At 30.0% G+C, this 16168-nt stretch carries 15 protein-coding genes; 3 read left to right on the top strand and 12 right to left on the bottom strand.

Going from position 1 to position 16168, the window contains the following annotated elements:
- Positions 1-48 precede the first annotated feature (48 nt).
- Positions 49-1014, bottom strand: a complete 966-nt coding sequence (locus tag ASC41_RS03115; protein ID WP_055435187.1) for a hypothetical protein — start codon at positions 1012-1014, stop codon at positions 49-51.
- A gap of 495 nt (positions 1015-1509) precedes the next feature.
- Positions 1510-2004: a YkgJ family cysteine cluster protein gene (locus tag ASC41_RS03120; protein ID WP_055435188.1), complete on the bottom strand. Its 495-nt coding sequence runs from the start codon at positions 2002-2004 to the stop codon at positions 1510-1512.
- Positions 2005-2116: 112 nt separating this feature from the next.
- On the opposite strand from ASC41_RS03120, the gene ASC41_RS03125 reads away from it, so the two are divergent.
- Positions 2117-2818, top strand: coding sequence for a class I SAM-dependent methyltransferase (locus ASC41_RS03125; protein WP_055435189.1), 702 nt, complete (start codon positions 2117-2119; stop codon positions 2816-2818).
- A 21-nt stretch (positions 2819-2839) separates the two neighbouring features.
- On the opposite strand, the gene ASC41_RS03130 is transcribed toward ASC41_RS03125, so the two are convergent.
- The 6 genes from ASC41_RS03130 to ASC41_RS03155 all read right to left on the bottom strand — a co-directional run bounded on the left by ASC41_RS03130 (position 2840) and on the right by ASC41_RS03155 (position 12275).
- Entirely contained in the window at positions 2840-3559 is a 720-nt protein-coding gene (locus ASC41_RS03130) for a hypothetical protein (protein WP_055435190.1), read from the bottom strand.
- Positions 3560-3563: 4 nt separating this feature from the next.
- On the bottom strand, positions 3564-4091 hold the full coding sequence (locus ASC41_RS03135) for a DUF2059 domain-containing protein (protein WP_055435191.1): 528 nt from the start codon (positions 4089-4091) through the stop codon (positions 3564-3566).
- Positions 4092-4200: 109 nt separating this feature from the next.
- A complete protein-coding gene (locus ASC41_RS03140) occupies positions 4201-5823 on the bottom strand; it encodes an amidohydrolase (RefSeq protein WP_055435192.1) in 1623 nt (540 codons plus the stop codon).
- Positions 5824-5976: 153 nt separating this feature from the next.
- Positions 5977-7728 (bottom strand): porin family protein, encoded by a 1752-nt coding sequence (locus ASC41_RS03145; protein ID WP_055435193.1) that lies wholly within the window; start codon positions 7726-7728, stop codon positions 5977-5979.
- A 123-nt stretch (positions 7729-7851) separates the two neighbouring features.
- On the bottom strand, positions 7852-10875 hold the full coding sequence (locus ASC41_RS03150) for a tetratricopeptide repeat protein (protein ID WP_055435194.1): 3024 nt from the start codon (positions 10873-10875) through the stop codon (positions 7852-7854).
- A 113-nt stretch (positions 10876-10988) separates the two neighbouring features.
- On the bottom strand, positions 10989-12275 hold the full coding sequence (locus ASC41_RS03155) for a hypothetical protein (RefSeq protein ID WP_152971407.1): 1287 nt from the start codon (positions 12273-12275) through the stop codon (positions 10989-10991).
- Positions 12276-12397: 122 nt separating this feature from the next.
- Between ASC41_RS03155 and ASC41_RS03160 the strand changes: the two genes are divergently transcribed.
- Positions 12398-13081, top strand: a complete 684-nt coding sequence (locus ASC41_RS03160) for a cell division ATP-binding protein FtsE (protein WP_055435196.1) — start codon at positions 12398-12400, stop codon at positions 13079-13081.
- 3 nt (positions 13082-13084) lie between these two features.
- Here the strand turns inward: ASC41_RS03160 and ASC41_RS17095 are convergent, their stop codons facing one another.
- Complete coding sequence (locus tag ASC41_RS17095) at positions 13085-13435, bottom strand: 2OG-Fe(II) oxygenase (protein ID WP_241489624.1); 351 nt, start codon at positions 13433-13435, stop codon at positions 13085-13087.
- Entirely contained in the window at positions 13408-13836 is a 429-nt protein-coding gene (locus tag ASC41_RS17100; protein ID WP_241489625.1) for a 2OG-Fe(II) oxygenase, read from the bottom strand. The genes ASC41_RS17095 and ASC41_RS17100 overlap by 28 nt, the downstream gene beginning before the upstream one ends.
- A gap of 185 nt (positions 13837-14021) precedes the next feature.
- Between ASC41_RS17100 and ASC41_RS03170 the strand changes: the two genes are divergently transcribed.
- On the top strand, positions 14022-14912 hold the full coding sequence (locus ASC41_RS03170) for a glycosyltransferase family 2 protein (RefSeq protein ID WP_055435197.1): 891 nt from the start codon (positions 14022-14024) through the stop codon (positions 14910-14912).
- Here ASC41_RS03170 and ASC41_RS03175 read toward each other — a convergent pair.
- Positions 14902-15318: a sugar 3,4-ketoisomerase gene (locus ASC41_RS03175; protein ID WP_055435198.1), complete on the bottom strand. Its 417-nt coding sequence runs from the start codon at positions 15316-15318 to the stop codon at positions 14902-14904. The two genes, ASC41_RS03170 and ASC41_RS03175, sit on opposite strands and share 11 nt — an antisense overlap.
- Positions 15319-15332: 14 nt before the next feature.
- Positions 15333-16160, bottom strand: coding sequence for a glycosyltransferase family A protein (locus ASC41_RS03180; RefSeq protein ID WP_152971408.1), 828 nt, complete (start codon positions 16158-16160; stop codon positions 15333-15335).
- Between the last annotated feature and the right edge of the window lie 8 nt (positions 16161-16168).

Genomic DNA, 16168 nt, shown 5'->3' on the forward strand with positions numbered 1-16168 from the left:
TTTTATAGTTTATATACTTACTGTAAGCTAAATTTATTTACTAAATAATTAGTTTTCGTATCGTGTTCCGTTTGGACGTAAGTTATTAGCTCTATACTCTTCGCGAGTTTGCCTATCTACCGTCTTATCGTTATCAATTTGAGAAAGGTTATAGGTTACCTTTTTAACTTCTATTAGTGTAGTAGGCTTTTTTGATGGCTCATTTTTAGTAACGCTAGTTACGACTCTATTATTTTCATTTTTAAGACGCATCGCTTTTTTTGCTTCTTCTCTTTCTGCAGCAATTTCGAATATATTCTTTTTGTTCACGTTAGAAACCACCTTTGGCTCTCTTTCCTTTCTTGTATTTACTCTTTTTATTGGTGTTACTTTCTCTTTTTCTGCTCTAGGCTTAGCAACTGCAACTCTTCTATCTTCTTCTTTTTCTATTATTGGCTTTGCAATGGCTAAAGAAGTATCTTCTTCTTTAGCTGCTTTTGTTTTAATTTCAACAGGCTTATCTTTTTTAACTCTTGATTTAGCAATAGCCACACGTGTATCTAGATCTTCAACAACATTAGTTTTTTTCTTAAGAGGTTTAATATTTCTAGCTATTTGTTCTTCTTTACTTAAACTAGATCTTAAAATACTTTCTTCTAAATCTTCGATAGCATTTTTTGGTCTAGCTATATCCTCTACTCTTTTTACTCCTAAAGCTATAATTTTATCTTCTCTATAAACCGCAATTGTATATCTCCCTTGTTTAAAGTGATACAATGGAATTTTAATTTCTGGAGCATCAACATCTATTATAACAGAATCCTTTTCGTCATGACTTAAAAAAGTAACTCGTAAAATATTCTTATCACTTTTAAGTGTTAATGTGTCTAATGTAAAGTTTAAAGATTGCTCTAAACCAGCTGCCTCTTTATTTATGTTTCTTTCAATATTAGAAAGCGCTCTTTGTTGTCCATAAATGGAAACACTTAAAAGTAAAGCTAAGAAAAGTAGGTTTATCGTTTTTAGATTTTTCATAAACTGAATTTTTACTAATTTTATTAAATTTTGCTAAAAATCAATTAGTTTCAGGTACCACAAAAATAAAGCAAATAGTAATTGTAGATTTACATTTACTATATAATTTAGGACAATTTAGCCGAATAGTACAATTAACTCGCTAAAACGCACCTTTATCTGATAATCAATCATATAACTAATAATTAGCATTAATTGCTTAGTATTATGCAACGATTACACAAAAAAAATATATAATAAACAAGGAAGTACGTATTCTATTAAAATTTACTAATATTCTATTAATAAATTTAACTCGTAGGTTTTCTGTATTTATGAAAAGTTGTTTTAAAAGATACTTTAAACTTGCATTTACTTCGCTATTTGGAAAAGATATCTACACTATAAACAATAGGTAATTAAATTTTCCAAATGTTATTTTTATTTAAAGGTAATAATTAAAAAAAAAATTAACTCAACCCACCTTTTATAATAACAATACTATTAAAGTATAATTTACAATTTAATGCGCTCCTTCATCTTCTCTACAATATTAAAAGCTGCAGGACATATTGCGACATTTTGCATGGTTAAATTAGAGATTTGCTGAAACTTCTTTCTATCGGTATGCGGAAATTCGCTACAAGCCTTTGGTCTCACATCGTATATAGAACAATAGTTATCTGCACCTAAAAAAGTACAAGGCACACTTTGTAATACGTAATCGTTATCTTCATCTATCCTTAAAAACTGTTCTACAAATTTTTGCGTTTTCATTTTAAAATGTTTCGCAATTCTATCTACATCTTTATCTGTAAATAGAGGCCCTGTAGTTTTACAACAGTTAGCACACTCTAAACAATCGGTGCTTTTAAATTCTTCATCATGCAATTCCTGCATAATATAATCCAATTTTTTGGGTGCCTTTTTTTTAAGCTTTGTAAAAAAGGTTTTATTTTCCTTATGCTTATCTTTGGCGAGCTTTGGAAGATTATTAATAATGTCTTGCATTATGCGAAAATAATATTTTCGTCTTTATCAATAGTAAATGACTTAAATAATCTTTAAAAAGAAATTACAAATTAACAGATTACCAATACTAAAGTCTCGCAACGACTGCTATATGAAAAAAGACTTATTCGGAAAAGCTTTATTAGATTTTTACCACGGAAACACTTCTGAAGACATTATTACGTCTACTAACATTTCGGAAGAAGACACTTTACCTCTAGATTATTTATTTAGAGAGTATACTGAAATGCCTAAACTTGAAAAAGAAGCTTTAAAACTAGCTAAAGGAAACATTTTAGATGTTGGCTGTGGTGCTGGCAGCCATAGTTTATACCTTCAAGAGGAAGGTAAAAATGTAAAAGCTATTGACTTATCTAAAGGCGCTATTACTGTTTGTAAAAAAAGAGGCGTTTTAAATGCTGAATTACTTCCTCTTTTAGAAGAAAAAGAAACATTCGATACTATATTATTATTAATGAATGGTACTGGAATTTTTCAAACGTTAAAAGCTCTTCCCGAATATTTAACACATTTAAAAAGTTTGCTAAATATTAATGGACAAATTTTAATAGATTCTACAGACATTAAATACATGTACGAAGACGAAGATGGTGGTTTTTGGCAAGATTTAAACTCTGGATATTATGGCGAGTTAGATTACTTCTTAAAATATAAAGATGAAGAAGAAACGCCTATAAAATGGTTATACTTAGATTTTAGCACTTTAGCTATTGCTTGCGCTTCGGTTGGATTAAACTGCGACAAGGTTGCCGAAGGTGAACATTTTGATTATTTGGCTAAGCTTTATATCTAGTTACAACTAGAGTTATAAAATTCAACAATTTCTTGAAGGTCTTCTTTTATAAATTTCGGTAAACTGTTGTCTATTTTTAATTCTTTTCGATTTATAAGTTTCTATTATTTTTAAGTCGTCTTTTTCATTCAACGTTTTTATAATAGTAACTTCAATTACTTTTCCACAAATAGGATCGACAGTAATATAATACAACCCATAATCATTATTAAATGATTTGTAACTTAATTTATATCTACGTCCTTTTACTGGATTATAAATACTAAAAGTGTTATTGGATTTAAGAAGCGTGATGTTATCTAAATCGCTATAATATTTAAAGACCTTTTTTAAAACCTTTAATTTAGTAGCCTCTTCTATTTCTACTTTTCCTTTGTAGTATAAAACTGAAGGATTACATATAGAAACAGCTATCCTTTCGTTTTTAGAAGCATCAGAAAAAATTAACCATGTAGAACCAACTTGAAGGTTTGGTGTAGAACAAGAACCTAGAGATTTAGATAAATAGATAAAATCTGACGAGACCGTACCTTTAAAATCCTCTAAAAGGTTAAACCTAACTTGTTTTGGCTGTTTTGGCTGTTTTGTATTTTCATGATATGCTACAACTTCTACTATTTTTGCTTTAAAAACAACACTAGCATTATCAAATCTTTGAGGTATAGGAGGATAAATACAGGTACATGCAAATACTTGATAAGAAATAAGAACAAATAATACCTGTAACGCTCTCCTAAGCATTACCTTATAAGTTATATCCTTTATCCGATAATTGTGCGATTACACCACGATAAACACCGCTACTCCACATTTCTGAAATTTTACTCATAGACTCATTCATAGACTCTTGAGATCCTAAAATTTTCTGTCCTGTATCGCTTTTATAAAACTCGTTTAAAACAACTTTATCACCATCTGTTAAACCATCTGTTTTAAACATATTCTTTCCAGCTTTAGAAGCATATAAAGTATTCATATTTTTAACATCTTGATGTGTAAAATGCCCTTTATAGGCAGATACCATCATTTGTGCCAACTCATCCATTGCTGCAGACTTTCCTTTTTTAACTTCTACCCAAACGGTATCTGGAACATTCTCATCTGTAAATTGCACTTTTAACATTTGGTACATTTGGTCCATTACATCTTCGTAATAAGACATTGTACCATTACTTTTAACGCATTTTTTAACATCTTCACTATATGCATCTACTTGTGCAAAACTGGTTACTGATAAGCTTAAAAATAATAGTAATGTAAATACTCTTTTCATTTGTCGTTATATTTAATATTTTAATGGTTGTATGTAAAAAATAGTAATATGATATCTATCTTATAAAACCATGAACATACTTTGATTTTTTATAATTTTCTAAAATCAATTATTGTGCCACTCCATTAATATAGGTTAGTTTTACTTTTGTTAAAGGTATCTTTTCTTCAGGAATTTCCATAATATCTTGATTTAATATTATAAAATCTGCAAATTTACCAGCCTCAATACTTCCTTTTTCTTGGTCTTCGAAATTAGAATATGCCGCCCAAATAGTCATTCCTTTTAAAGTCTCTTCTCTTGTTAAACCATTTTCTTTTTGAAAACCATTTTCAGGATAACCTTTTAAATCTTTTCTTGCTACTGCTGCATAAAACGTTAAAAACGGACTCACTTGCTCCACAGGAAAATCTGTACCAAGTGCAACTCTTCCGCTTTTTTGCAATAATGTTTTGTATGCATACGCACCTTTAACTCTTGTTTCTCCTACTCTATCTTTTGCCCAATACATATCGCTTGTTGCATGTGTAGGTTGTATTGAAGGAATTATGTTTTCATTTTCAAAATAATTAAAATCGTTATCTGTAATCACTTGTGCATGTTCTACTCTCCAACGTCTATTTTTTTGATTCATTAAGGTCTTCTCATAAGTTTGAAGTACAAATCTATTAGCCGAATCTCCAATAGCATGAGTATTCATCTGGTAACCCGCTTTATCTATTTTTTGTGCCAACGCTCTATAATCGTCGGTACCAATTACCATGGCTCCAAAATGATTGTGCTCATCGCTATAAGATTCTTTTAAAGCTGCACCACGAGAACCTAAAGCACCATCTGCATATACTTTTACAGACTGTACGTTTAATCGCTCTGTCTTAATTTTTCCTTTCTTTAAATAGTAATCAAGGTTTTCCTTTTTATTACTAATCATAGCATACACTCGCATGTGTAGCGTATTTGCTTTTTGTAAACTATCTATTAATTCAATCACTTGTTTATCTAAACCTGCATCACTCACAGTAGTTAAACCTAAATTAGTACAAAACTCTTGTGCATCTAACAATGCATCTATTTGTTGTTTACGTGTTGGTTTAGGAAAAATAGCTTCAACCAATTCCATAGGATTATCAATAAGAACTCCTGTAAGCTTTCCATCTTTAATCTTTATTTCTCCTCCTTCAACTTTAGATTTTATAGTAATATTAGCCATATCTAAAGCCACCTGATTACACAACATAGCATGACCATCTATTCTTGTAATAGCAACTGGAGTATTAGGATATAACTTATCTAAAAGTGTTTTGTCTGGATAGGTTTTATCTTCCCAGTCGTTTTGATCCCAACCGCGACCAATAATAAATGATGTGTTTTTTTTCTCTTGAAATGCTATAACACGTTTCATAACGTCGTCAAAACTTGTAGTACCTACTAAATTTACAGTTTGCTTGTTTAAGCCTAGTCCATAAAAATGACAATGCGCATCTATTAAACCTGGCACTACGGTTTCTCCTTTTGCGTCAATAATTTCTTTAGCGGAATACTTTTCTTGAATTTCTGAAGTACTTCCTATTGCTTCAAACTTTCCGTTTTTAATAGCGAACGCTTCGGCTTTAGCGAAATTAGAATCTACGGTGTAAACATTAGCGTTTATTACAATAGAATCGACCTCTGTTTTATTGTTATTACAACTTAAGAAAGTAAAGATTGTTGCAACTATTATAATTTTTTTCATCTGTATTATTTTGAATGATAAATATAAGAATAAAAAAACGTCCTCTAGTTTAGAGGACGTTTTTGAAATGAAATAAAAATTATTTCTAATTAATTTACTTAATTGTGATACTATTATTAAGATTGCTTCGTGTCTCGCTATGACCAAAACATTTTAGAAATCGAATTTATAAGTTCCTCCAGCTAAAAACTGAATACCTTGAACTGGTGTATTTTGCCATTTATTATAATTTTCACCAATAAGATTGTTTCCTTTTACAAATACAGAAATACGATCGTTTACATGGTAACCTCCATGAATGTTAGCATCGAAATAACTATCTAATGTTACAATTTGAGTTGGATTTAGAGGGCTCGGCAAAATTGGATTATCGATATCATTAAGGCCTGTTAAATCTTTACGTTCACCCACGAAGAACAGGTTTGCTCCTGCAAACCAATGTTCGTTAATTTGGTAATCCATAAATAAAGTTCCTTTAATTTCTGGTAAATTCCAAGCTTCTTCTTCATTCTTTGTATTGTAAACAAAGTATTCTCCTTTTGCACCTAAAGTAAAATTTCTATTTATATCTACACTTAATTCTCCTGCTACTCCTAAAGTTGTAACATCGTCGTAAGTTACACCAAACGAGTTTCCGTAATGGTAACTCTCATTATTATCGAAACCATAAGGCACTAAATTATTTTGGAATAAAGCTTTACTTTTTTCCGACTTATAACTTCCGCTAACCGAATAACCAATAGTATTAGACAACTTACCTCTTAAACCAGCATATGCATTATATTGTTGATCTGTTGGTGTAATAAATAGTGTTGGTGAAACAAATGCATTCTCTGTAGAAAAACTATAATAAGAATTCTGATTTAAACCACCTTTTACGCCTCCAAAAGCAATAATAAACTCGTCTACTAAGCGGTAGCTTGCATTAATATTTGGATAGATAAAGAAGCTACTTTTACCCGCTTCGGTATCGTTTAAATAGGTTAATGTTACACCTAAATTCACGGTTAAATCGTCTTTCTTTATTTGGTATGTTGGCGCTAAACCTACTTGAAAGTTTCCGTAGTTTATTTCGGTAGCATCAAAATAATTTCTTTCAAAATTTCCTCCTAAATAATCTAAACTTAATACTGTTGATACTATTTCGTCTCTAATAGGAATATCTGCTGTTCCGCTTAATTTTAGCCTATTTTCTCCAGATCCTTGATTATCACCAAAACGTCTAAATAAAACATCAGCACCTTTAAAAATACCGTCTTCTATATTTAATTCTCCAGAAATATGAGCATCTGTAAAGTTATGACCCACATCTAAAGTATCTGCAGTAGCCTGATTAAATAATGGTTGCTGTAAACCATACCAATTGTAAGATTGTAATCCAAAACCTCCAGAAACAGTCCAATTTAAATCGTTAGTTAACTTACTGTAACTTAAATCTATTTTAGAATCTAAAAAATCATCATCTGTAAGTACACCATCTATACCACCTTGAGAAGAGTGATGACTAACATGAGCACTTACATTTTCTCCACTATTGAGTTCGTGGTTTAAATACACTTCCCCTAAAATGGTTGTGTATGTTCCAACACCTAATGTAGCATAATTATCGTATAATTTCACTTTTTTAGCTTTGTCTACAACCGCTGCTTTTCCTTTTGCTGGTGTAAATGTTGAAGCCACCGGAAAAGAAAATATATTATACTTTATTTCTTTTTTTGTTCCAGTTTCGGCATCGTCTAACGTTGGTGTTTCCTTTAATTTAAAAGCATCAGAAATAGTTGGTGCATAAGGTTTAATTACATTAATAACATCCGGATTTAACGTGTCTTGCTCACGTTCTTGTGCAATCATTACTGTTGTAGTTAATGCTGCTATAATTAATAAGAATTGCTTTTTTTGAAACATGTATTCTTTTATTTTATTTCTATTATTCTTGCGAAAGCAGGAATTTATATTATTTATTCTTCTTTTGTGGATTCCTGCCTTTACAGGAATGACAAAATTCTGTTTTTTTTTAATTCAGAAATACTAATCTTCTATTTCTACTGAAGCATTAGTTTTAGCTTGCTCTGTTTTTATTATAGATAATTCTGTTTGCGCCTCTGCAACAACCTCTGGAAAATCTTTAAAATTCTTAATTACACTTTCTAAAATGTACGTTGCTTGAAAGGCATCGTTTAAAGCATATTGGTTTTTAGCCATAACAATTAATCCTTTTGCACCGTAAAATTTGTAACCAGAATAATCTTTAGCTAAACGCTGTACCACAGTATTCGATGCGGCATAACTGCTTTCTTTATTTTTAAAATAAGAGTTGTAATATAATGCCTCGGCAGCGGTTTCTCCTGTAGCTGTTAACTCTACATTTGCATAAGCCGATTTTGCTTTCGCTTCATCATTTGTCTTAATTGCAGAACGTGCAATAATAACATAAGCATCACTTTTTATCTTATTATCTAAGTTTAGATTGCCGAGTACTTTTTCCGCGTAAGCGACAGCTTCTGTATACTTATTTAATTGGTAATTAGCTTGCATTAAATTAGATTGCGCAAACAAACTGTTTTGAGGGAAATTAGCTTCGGCTTCCAAACGTTTTAATGTAGGTATTGCTTCGTTCCAGTTTTTCTCCTCCAGTGTTATTTGAGACAAACGTAATAAAGCCTCTTCGGTAAACTCGCTTCGAGATGCATTTACAACTACCTGATAATGTGGTTTTGCGTTTTCTTTTAACTCTTTTTTGAAATACAATTGTGCTAAATAAAAATGAGCTTGATTTGCGTGTAATCCGTTATTAAAATCGTTTAAATAACGATTAAATAATTTAATAGCATCGTTTGTATTACCATCTAAATATTGCTTTTCTGCAGATTGATATGTGGCATTATCTATATCGCCATCTGTTACTTCCACAAAATCTAAGGTTTGAACCCATGTAGCATAATCGTCTACACGCCCCAAGTCTATATAAATTAAACGCGCTGTTGCTACTGCTTGATTTGCCTCTAGAGAATTAGGGAAATCGCCAGCTACTTTTTTAAGTTTGGTTAATGCCTCTTCATTTTGACTCTTATTGTAATGTATTAAACCTTGACGTAATAATGCTTTTGAAGTAAAAGATCCATTATTATATTCTGACACTAATTGATTATACATTGCAATACCTTTATCTGTATTTCCGGCTTTTACGTAGGCATTACCTAAGGTGTACATAGCATCGTCACGTAATTTTGAACTTGGATATTTAGAAATAAATGTTTCTAATTCTGAAATTTTCTTATCTGTTTGTCCTAAATAACCATAGCTCATAGCTTTTTGAAAGAATGCATAATCCATTTCTATTTTGTTGACACTTAGCGCTTCGCTATACATTGTAATTGCATTCTGGTAAACACTTGTTACAAAATAGCTATCTGCTAAACGTAAGTAAGCATCGTTTAATCTTACTTTATCTTCTTTATTACTTGCAGTAAAACTTTTGAAGTGCTTAATCGCTTGATCATAGTTTTTCTGCTTAAAATAAGTGTATGCAAGGTTGTAATCTAAATTTTTATACTCGGGAGTTTGGTTGGCATCAGTTTGTTGTTGAAACTGTTTAAAACCAATTAAAGCATCCTCGTAATTTGTTAAATTATAATCGGTTTCTGCTTTCCAAAATGTTGCTCTTGCTGTATACTTTAAATCTTGAGATTCGCCTATAGAAGCATCGAACATTTTTTCGGCTTCAGCATAATTACTTTCGTTATATAATTCTATTCCTCTGTAATATGCTACTTTTTGGTAGGCTACTTTATTCTCGAAACTCTTTTTACCTTTTAATAAAACTAAAGCTTCTTTGTAGTTTTTAGAAGTTATATAAGAGTCTATTAATAAAGTCTCTAATTCTGTTCTATTGTTAGTCTCTGGATATTTATCTAAATAGCTAGCTAATACTTGAGGAACGGATTGGTACGGGTTACCAATTTCGTAACTAATTTTAGCATAATTAAGCCATGCATCTTCTTGGATTTTTAAATCGTAATCCATTTGCGAAGCATTTCTAAAGGCATTTAAAGCCTCTTGCTTTTTATCTAAATTCACGTAGCTTTCTCCTAAGTGATAGTATGCATTTTGAGCTACACTATTATTTCCATTTATAATTTTATTGAATTCTGAAATGGCTTTTTCGTAATCTTTTTGCTTGTAATAAGCATAACCCAATTGGTAATAATCTGTGTTATTCCACTTTCCTTTTTTGCCCTTGTATTCCGTTAAAAAAGAAATAGCCTCTTCGTAGTTTTCTAGATTAAAATAACTTTCGCCTACAATTTTATTAAGTTCGGATACTTCGTTTGGTTCGTTTGTTTTCTCTAATTGTGCTTTAGCTAACTCTATTGCTTTTTCAAATTTTCCTAATTTAAAATTTAAATCTGCTTGATAATAACTAAGCTTTTCTTTGTATTTATCTTCACCTTCAACTTGTGTAAAATATTCGTTGGCTTTGTCGTAATCATCACCTTCGTAAGCCATAAAACCAATATAGTATTTAGCTTGCGAGCCGTACTTTTGAGAATTTTCAACTCTATTTAAATACTTTTTAGCTTCTTTAAAATTCTTTGAAGAAAAAGCGGTGTATCCTCTATTAAAATTAAACTTTTCACGTTCGGTTTGAGATAGTGATTCTTCATCTACTTTACTGTACCATTTTTCTGAATAGGCAAACTTTCCGTTTTCAAAATAGTAATCAGCAACATCTACAAAAGCAGTATTTTTCTTAGTGCTTGTTGGATAATCTTCTACAAACTCTTCGATTAGAGTATCTGCATTTTTCTGGTTTAATCGTACAGCACAATTAGCAATGTAATAGGCACAATCTGATTCTATAGCATCACCTTGAGATTCTTTTTTAATATCCTTAAAAGCTGCTTGAGCAGCCAAATATTGCTGATTGTTGTATAACGATAGTGCTTTTTGATAAGCTACAAAATTGTTTGTGTAAGCAGCAGATTGCTGTGCTGAAGATAATAATGTAAAACTTAAGGCTACAAGTAGAAATGTTATATACTTTTTAGTCATTGACTAGGTGTTTTAAATTTAAAAATCAAAGATAAATTAATCCTAATATGTTAACGTTAGAAATTTGTTATAATTGTTATTTAAAAGAAAAAATCCTTAGTTCAATTTCTAAATTAATTGAGTTTACTATACTTTTTAAATAGCGGATTAAGTAATAGAATTAATGCTGCAAAAATTATCCAATCGAAATAGAAAGTATAACGTCCTATAGAATGCACAACCATTGCGATTATTATATTATTTGAAAATTTAAGAACGATTGCAAGTGCCAAAAACACGAATCTATAATCCTTACTTTTAATAAATAACCAAGCGCTACATGCCAAAATAAAGAAGAGTATTAATAAAACTATTCTACCTCCAACTCCTTTTATAAAACTTCGTTTTACATGTTTTACCCAACTTTTTAAATTCGCTTTTAGTAATGGTAAAAACATACTAGATGTTAGCTCGTCTACCTTATACTGCTGTTCATACTCATCAAGACCTTTAGCTGCATAAAAATCTCTATTGTATTCGTGGATAGTTGCATTACATATTTTTGTGAAATTTTTTTCAAAAAAAACATAAGGAGCTTCCTTGTCTTCTGTTGACATTTCTAAAGTCAACCTTTTAGACTCTAACCTATTAAAAGTTCTTCTAAAAAAATCTTTTTCTTCCTCGGCTTCAAAAAGAGAAACATTTTCACTATTCGCAACAAAAAATGGAGCACTTATAAAGTGCACATATGTCATTGCATAGTTTTTGTATTGATTGATTACTATTTTATTGTAAACACGTTCCGAAAAGCTACTAAAAACTGGAATTAAGATTAATAAAGCGACAGATAACATACCTGTTTTTATCTTTTTAGTATTGTACATTAAGTAAATACCAATTAACAATACTATTGGAATAAAAACAATAAACTGACCTCTATTAAACTGAAGTAAAAACAATACACCAATCGCTTTTAATAAAGATGAAAAACTATTGTACTTTATTGCAGTAAACAAATAAGCAACAAATACAATTACTAAGGGAAATGCTATCGATTCTGATAAAATTCTAGTTACAGAATGATACCAAATTATAGCATTAGCTAAAAAAGTTAATTGAAGAAACAATACACTATAAGAGTGTAATTTTAAACTCTTGTATAATGTGCTAAGCAAAAAATGTGTTGCAAAAACCATTAATAAATACTGAGCTATAAGTGCCGGAAATGCAAAAGCATCTCCAAAAATAAACGTAAAAAATTTTAAGAAAACCGAATAGACAGGAGATCTATTAATTGCCATGTCTAAAAAAGCATAACTATCTGGATAAAAAATAGGACCAACACGTAAAACATATAAACCTGCAAACAAATAAATAAGGAGGTAAACTATACGTGATTGTTTAGGTAATTGTTTTAACATAGACATTATAAATAATTAATGGCTAAATTAACATTTTTAGATTTTAATTAATTGATGAAACTATTTATCTGTCATATTTTTTTATTTTCTTTGTTACACTTATAATTAATTATAAAATCTATATGGCAAATACTGTTCTCGAATTTAAAGACGCTTCTATTTTTCAAGGTGACAGTTTAGTCTTGTCTAACGTTAATGTAGAAATAAAAAAAGGAGACTTTGTTTATTTAATTGGAAAGACTGGTTCTGGAAAAAGTAGTTTCATGAAAACTCTATATGCAGACATTCCTTTAAAAAAAGGAGAAGGTAGTATTGTAGATTTTAATTTAAATACTTTAAAAGAAAAAGACATTCCTTTTTTAAGACGAAAATTAGGTGTTGTTTTTCAAGATTTTAAATTATTAACCGATAGAACTGTTAATGCTAATTTAGAATTTGTATTAAAAGCAACTGGTTGGAAAAATAAGGCAGAAATGACTAAACGCATGGAAGAAGTGCTAGATAAAGTAGGCATGAAAACCACTGGTTTTAAATTCCCTCACGAGCTGTCTGGAGGAGAACAGCAACGTATTGCTATTGCACGTGCTTTACTTAATAATCCTGAACTTATTCTTGCAGATGAACCTACAGGAAACTTAGATCCACAAACAAGTGTGGAGATAATGGAAGTATTGCAAGAAATTAACAAAAACGGAAATACAATTTTAATGGCAACGCACGATTATGCTTTACTTTTAAAATACCCAAGTAAAACTTTAAAGTGTGATGAAAATCAAGTATTTGAAGTTGTACAACGAAGAGCTTAATTATTACTTTTTGTAAACATGTGGATTTTTACGCACACCTTTTTTAAACACTTTTCTAACTAACATTCTTAAGCTAGAATCGAAATCTAAAAACAGATTAGTGAATGTTTCATTTGGTCTACCTCTAAATTTAGTAACATGAAATTTATCTGTTTCACGTAATGCTTTATCACTAAAATAATAATTAGAAATACAACATCGCGATCCATCTACAATTACTTTATTAACAGAGTGCCATGAGCTAGAATGTGTTGCCATAACTATTAACCTATTAAATTTACTTTCTATTTCTATAGGTTCTTTTTCTGGTCCATTTGGCCACAACTCTAAATGTCCTCCATTATTTTTTCCCATTCTGGCGTAACATAATACAGTAAGTTTAAAACGCGCCAGCGTTCGCGTTCTGCATCATGAGAATTATCTAAATGAGGATTTAAAAAATTATCCTTCGCCATTAAAGATAAACCTCCTGCATATAGAGAATCGTCTGGAAATAAAGAAGAAATATTACATATTTCTCCAATAAGCTTTACTATTTTTTCATTTTGAAAAGCATAAATAACCTCTTCTAGTAGTCGATGGTGCCTATTCATTTGTGCAGACACGTGCTTAAACTCCTTTATAGACTTAAGCTGTTTCATCTCTTCAGGTTTTGGAAAAACCTTAGCACATTCTAAAGCCAATTTTTCCGGCAAAACATTATCTATATAAAAATAACCAATAGTATTTTTACTCTCATTAAACTGTGCTGTCAAAGACAGTTTATTAGTGAGAATATGGTTACAAATAATATCTGAAATAGCGTGTTTGTCCAAAAGAAAATATCAAAAATTAATCTGTTGCAATTTATAATTTTTTATAGAATTATACTGCTAAAAATTAAAAAGACAATTTCTTATTTCTTCCTATTAAAAAATAGTATTTTTAAACACATAAAATTATGCTTTCAGTCTTAATACCTACATACAACTGTAATGTTTCAAAATTAGTTACGGCAGTACATGCGCAACTAAATAATAGCAATTTCTCTTTTGAAATAATTGTGTTAGAAGATGGTAGCACAATTAATTTAAATTCTAGTAAGGGATTAAGTAACACAACAATTATTGAAAACAAAAACAATATTGGACGTGTAAAAGCAAGACAAGCATTAGCCAGTAAAGCAAAATACAATTGGCTTCTATTTTTAGATGCAGACGTTTTACCTAAAACTGAACAGTTTATTACTAACTATAACAATGCCATTAAATTAAATTTTGATGCCGTTTTTGGAGGTTTTGCCTACTATAAAACGAAACCCAAAGACTCTGTTGTTTTACGTTGGAAATACGGAAGCAAAAAGGAACAAATACCTGCATCCACTAGAAATCTATCTCCTTATAAAGTAATTATTTCTGCTAATTACTTAATTAAAAAAGAGGTTTTCAATTTAATTAACTTAAAAATCGAAGACAATAAAGGTTACGGTTTCGATAACTATTTTGCAGCCTTACTTCAAGATAATAATATTAAAGTTTTACATATTGATAATGAAGTGTATCATCTTGGAATTGAAGAAAACAAACTATCATTAAAAAAACAAGAACAAGCTACATTAACCTTGTTACATTTTTACAAAACTGAAGATATTAAAAGCCATAGTAACGATTTGCTTTTATTATTTTCGAAATTAAATCGCTATAAATTAGTTTGGCTGTTTAGTCTATTCTTTAGCATTTTTAAAAGGAGTATGAAGAAAAATCTACTAAGTGGATCTCCTTCAATAACCGTATTACAGATTTACAGAATTAGCTATATGTGTAATACCTATAGAAAAGGCACTACTGTTTAGATTTTACAAATTGAGAATATTCTCTTATGTAATCTTCTTCTTTATAAACATCTGAAGCCAATACTAAACATACAGCACCAGAAGAAAAGTTTTCAAGTTCACGCCAAATACCATCTACTATTAACAATCCTTTGTCAGGCTTATTTAATGTAATAGTTTTTTTATTTTTCCCATCTTTTATTACTACATCAAAGCTACCGCTCAAGGCAACTAATAGTTCATGGCATGAAATATGAGAATGTCCTCCTCTATTTGCATCGCTTGGAACATCAAACAAATAATAAACACGCTCTACACTGTATGGCAAAATATCATTCTCTATAACGCATAGATTGCCTCTTCTTTCTGCATCTATAATTTTAGGAATATTAATTACCTCTACGTTGTCTATTGTTGTGTTTTTCATTACTATCTTGTTTCTTATCCTGCTTGTATTATTTTTTTATATGCTGAAATACCTTGTAATCCTGTTTTACACTTAGCAAATAATTGGTTAAACTTAATACTATCATGATTAAGAATAACTAAAAGATATTTAAATAATCTTAAATAGCCTAAAAATCCCGAATACTTATAAAATAATGCTGCTCTAGCAAAAATTAATCTATCACTACCTTCTAATTTACCAGAGCTATTAATATCGTGAGATAATATATAATCCGATTGAAACCAAAGTTTTAAATTAGACTTTAAACAGTCTCTTAAAAAAATATATTCGTCTGCCGTTTCAAAAGTAGAACCTAAACCAAAATGTGGGTTAAACATAATGTTTTTAGTTCTTATATCTTTCAATTTAAAAGCTACAACAACAGAATTAACTTGCTTTAAAGATAATACGTTATGCCATGTACTTTCTGCATAATTTTTAAAATCCTCACCTTCAAGATCTTTCATTTTAAATGTAATAACATTTGCTAATATATTCTCCTTAAAACTTTTAAGAATTATGCTTTCAAAATTCGAATTGTAAATAACATCGTCATCTGCAATTAAACAAACTGGACCTTTAGCATTTTCTAAAGCTAAATTTCTACTATTAGTTAGACCTTTAGTAAATGAATTTATTACCCTAATATTCTCGTAATTAGATGTTAATAAACAGTCTTTTTTGGTTTGATTAATAATGAGGAAATTATAATTAACATAACTACCATTAGGAAAAAGCTTTGCCAGAAAATCTAAAGAATTTCTGTTCATCGTAGACAACAGAATCTCTAATGTAAAATTAGTTTTGGTGGCATTGCTCATTAAATTAT

The organism is Lacinutrix algicola (assembly GCF_001418085.1).
Taxonomy (GTDB): Bacteria; Bacteroidota; Bacteroidia; order Flavobacteriales; family Flavobacteriaceae; genus Lacinutrix; species Lacinutrix algicola.

Excerpts from the sequence above, each read along its gene's own strand:
- ASC41_RS03115 (WP_055435187.1), bottom strand. The coding sequence starts at position 1,014 with ATGAAAAATCTAAAAACGATAAACCTACTTTTCTTAGCTTTACTTTTA.
- ASC41_RS03120 (WP_055435188.1), bottom strand. The coding sequence starts at position 2,004 with ATGCAAGACATTATTAATAATCTTCCAAAGCTCGCCAAAGATAAGCAT.
- ASC41_RS03125 (WP_055435189.1), top strand. The coding sequence starts at position 2,117 with ATGAAAAAAGACTTATTCGGAAAAGCTTTATTAGATTTTTACCACGGA.
- ASC41_RS03130 (WP_055435190.1), bottom strand. The coding sequence starts at position 3,559 with ATGCTTAGGAGAGCGTTACAGGTATTATTTGTTCTTATTTCTTATCAA.
- ASC41_RS03135 (WP_055435191.1), bottom strand. The coding sequence starts at position 4,091 with ATGAAAAGAGTATTTACATTACTATTATTTTTAAGCTTATCAGTAACC.
- ASC41_RS03140 (WP_055435192.1), bottom strand. The coding sequence starts at position 5,823 with ATGAAAAAAATTATAATAGTTGCAACAATCTTTACTTTCTTAAGTTGT.
- ASC41_RS03145 (WP_055435193.1), bottom strand. The coding sequence starts at position 7,728 with ATGTTTCAAAAAAAGCAATTCTTATTAATTATAGCAGCATTAACTACA.
- ASC41_RS03150 (WP_055435194.1), bottom strand. The coding sequence starts at position 10,875 with ATGACTAAAAAGTATATAACATTTCTACTTGTAGCCTTAAGTTTTACA.
- ASC41_RS03155 (WP_152971407.1), bottom strand. The coding sequence starts at position 12,275 with ATGTTAAAACAATTACCTAAACAATCACGTATAGTTTACCTCCTTATT.
- ASC41_RS03160 (WP_055435196.1), top strand. The coding sequence starts at position 12,398 with ATGGCAAATACTGTTCTCGAATTTAAAGACGCTTCTATTTTTCAAGGT.
- ASC41_RS17095 (WP_241489624.1), bottom strand. The coding sequence starts at position 13,435 with ATGGGAAAAAATAATGGAGGACATTTAGAGTTGTGGCCAAATGGACCA.
- ASC41_RS03170 (WP_055435197.1), top strand. The coding sequence starts at position 14,022 with ATGCTTTCAGTCTTAATACCTACATACAACTGTAATGTTTCAAAATTA.
- ASC41_RS03175 (WP_055435198.1), bottom strand. The coding sequence starts at position 15,318 with ATGAAAAACACAACAATAGACAACGTAGAGGTAATTAATATTCCTAAA.
- ASC41_RS03180 (WP_152971408.1), bottom strand. The coding sequence starts at position 16,160 with ATGAGCAATGCCACCAAAACTAATTTTACATTAGAGATTCTGTTGTCT.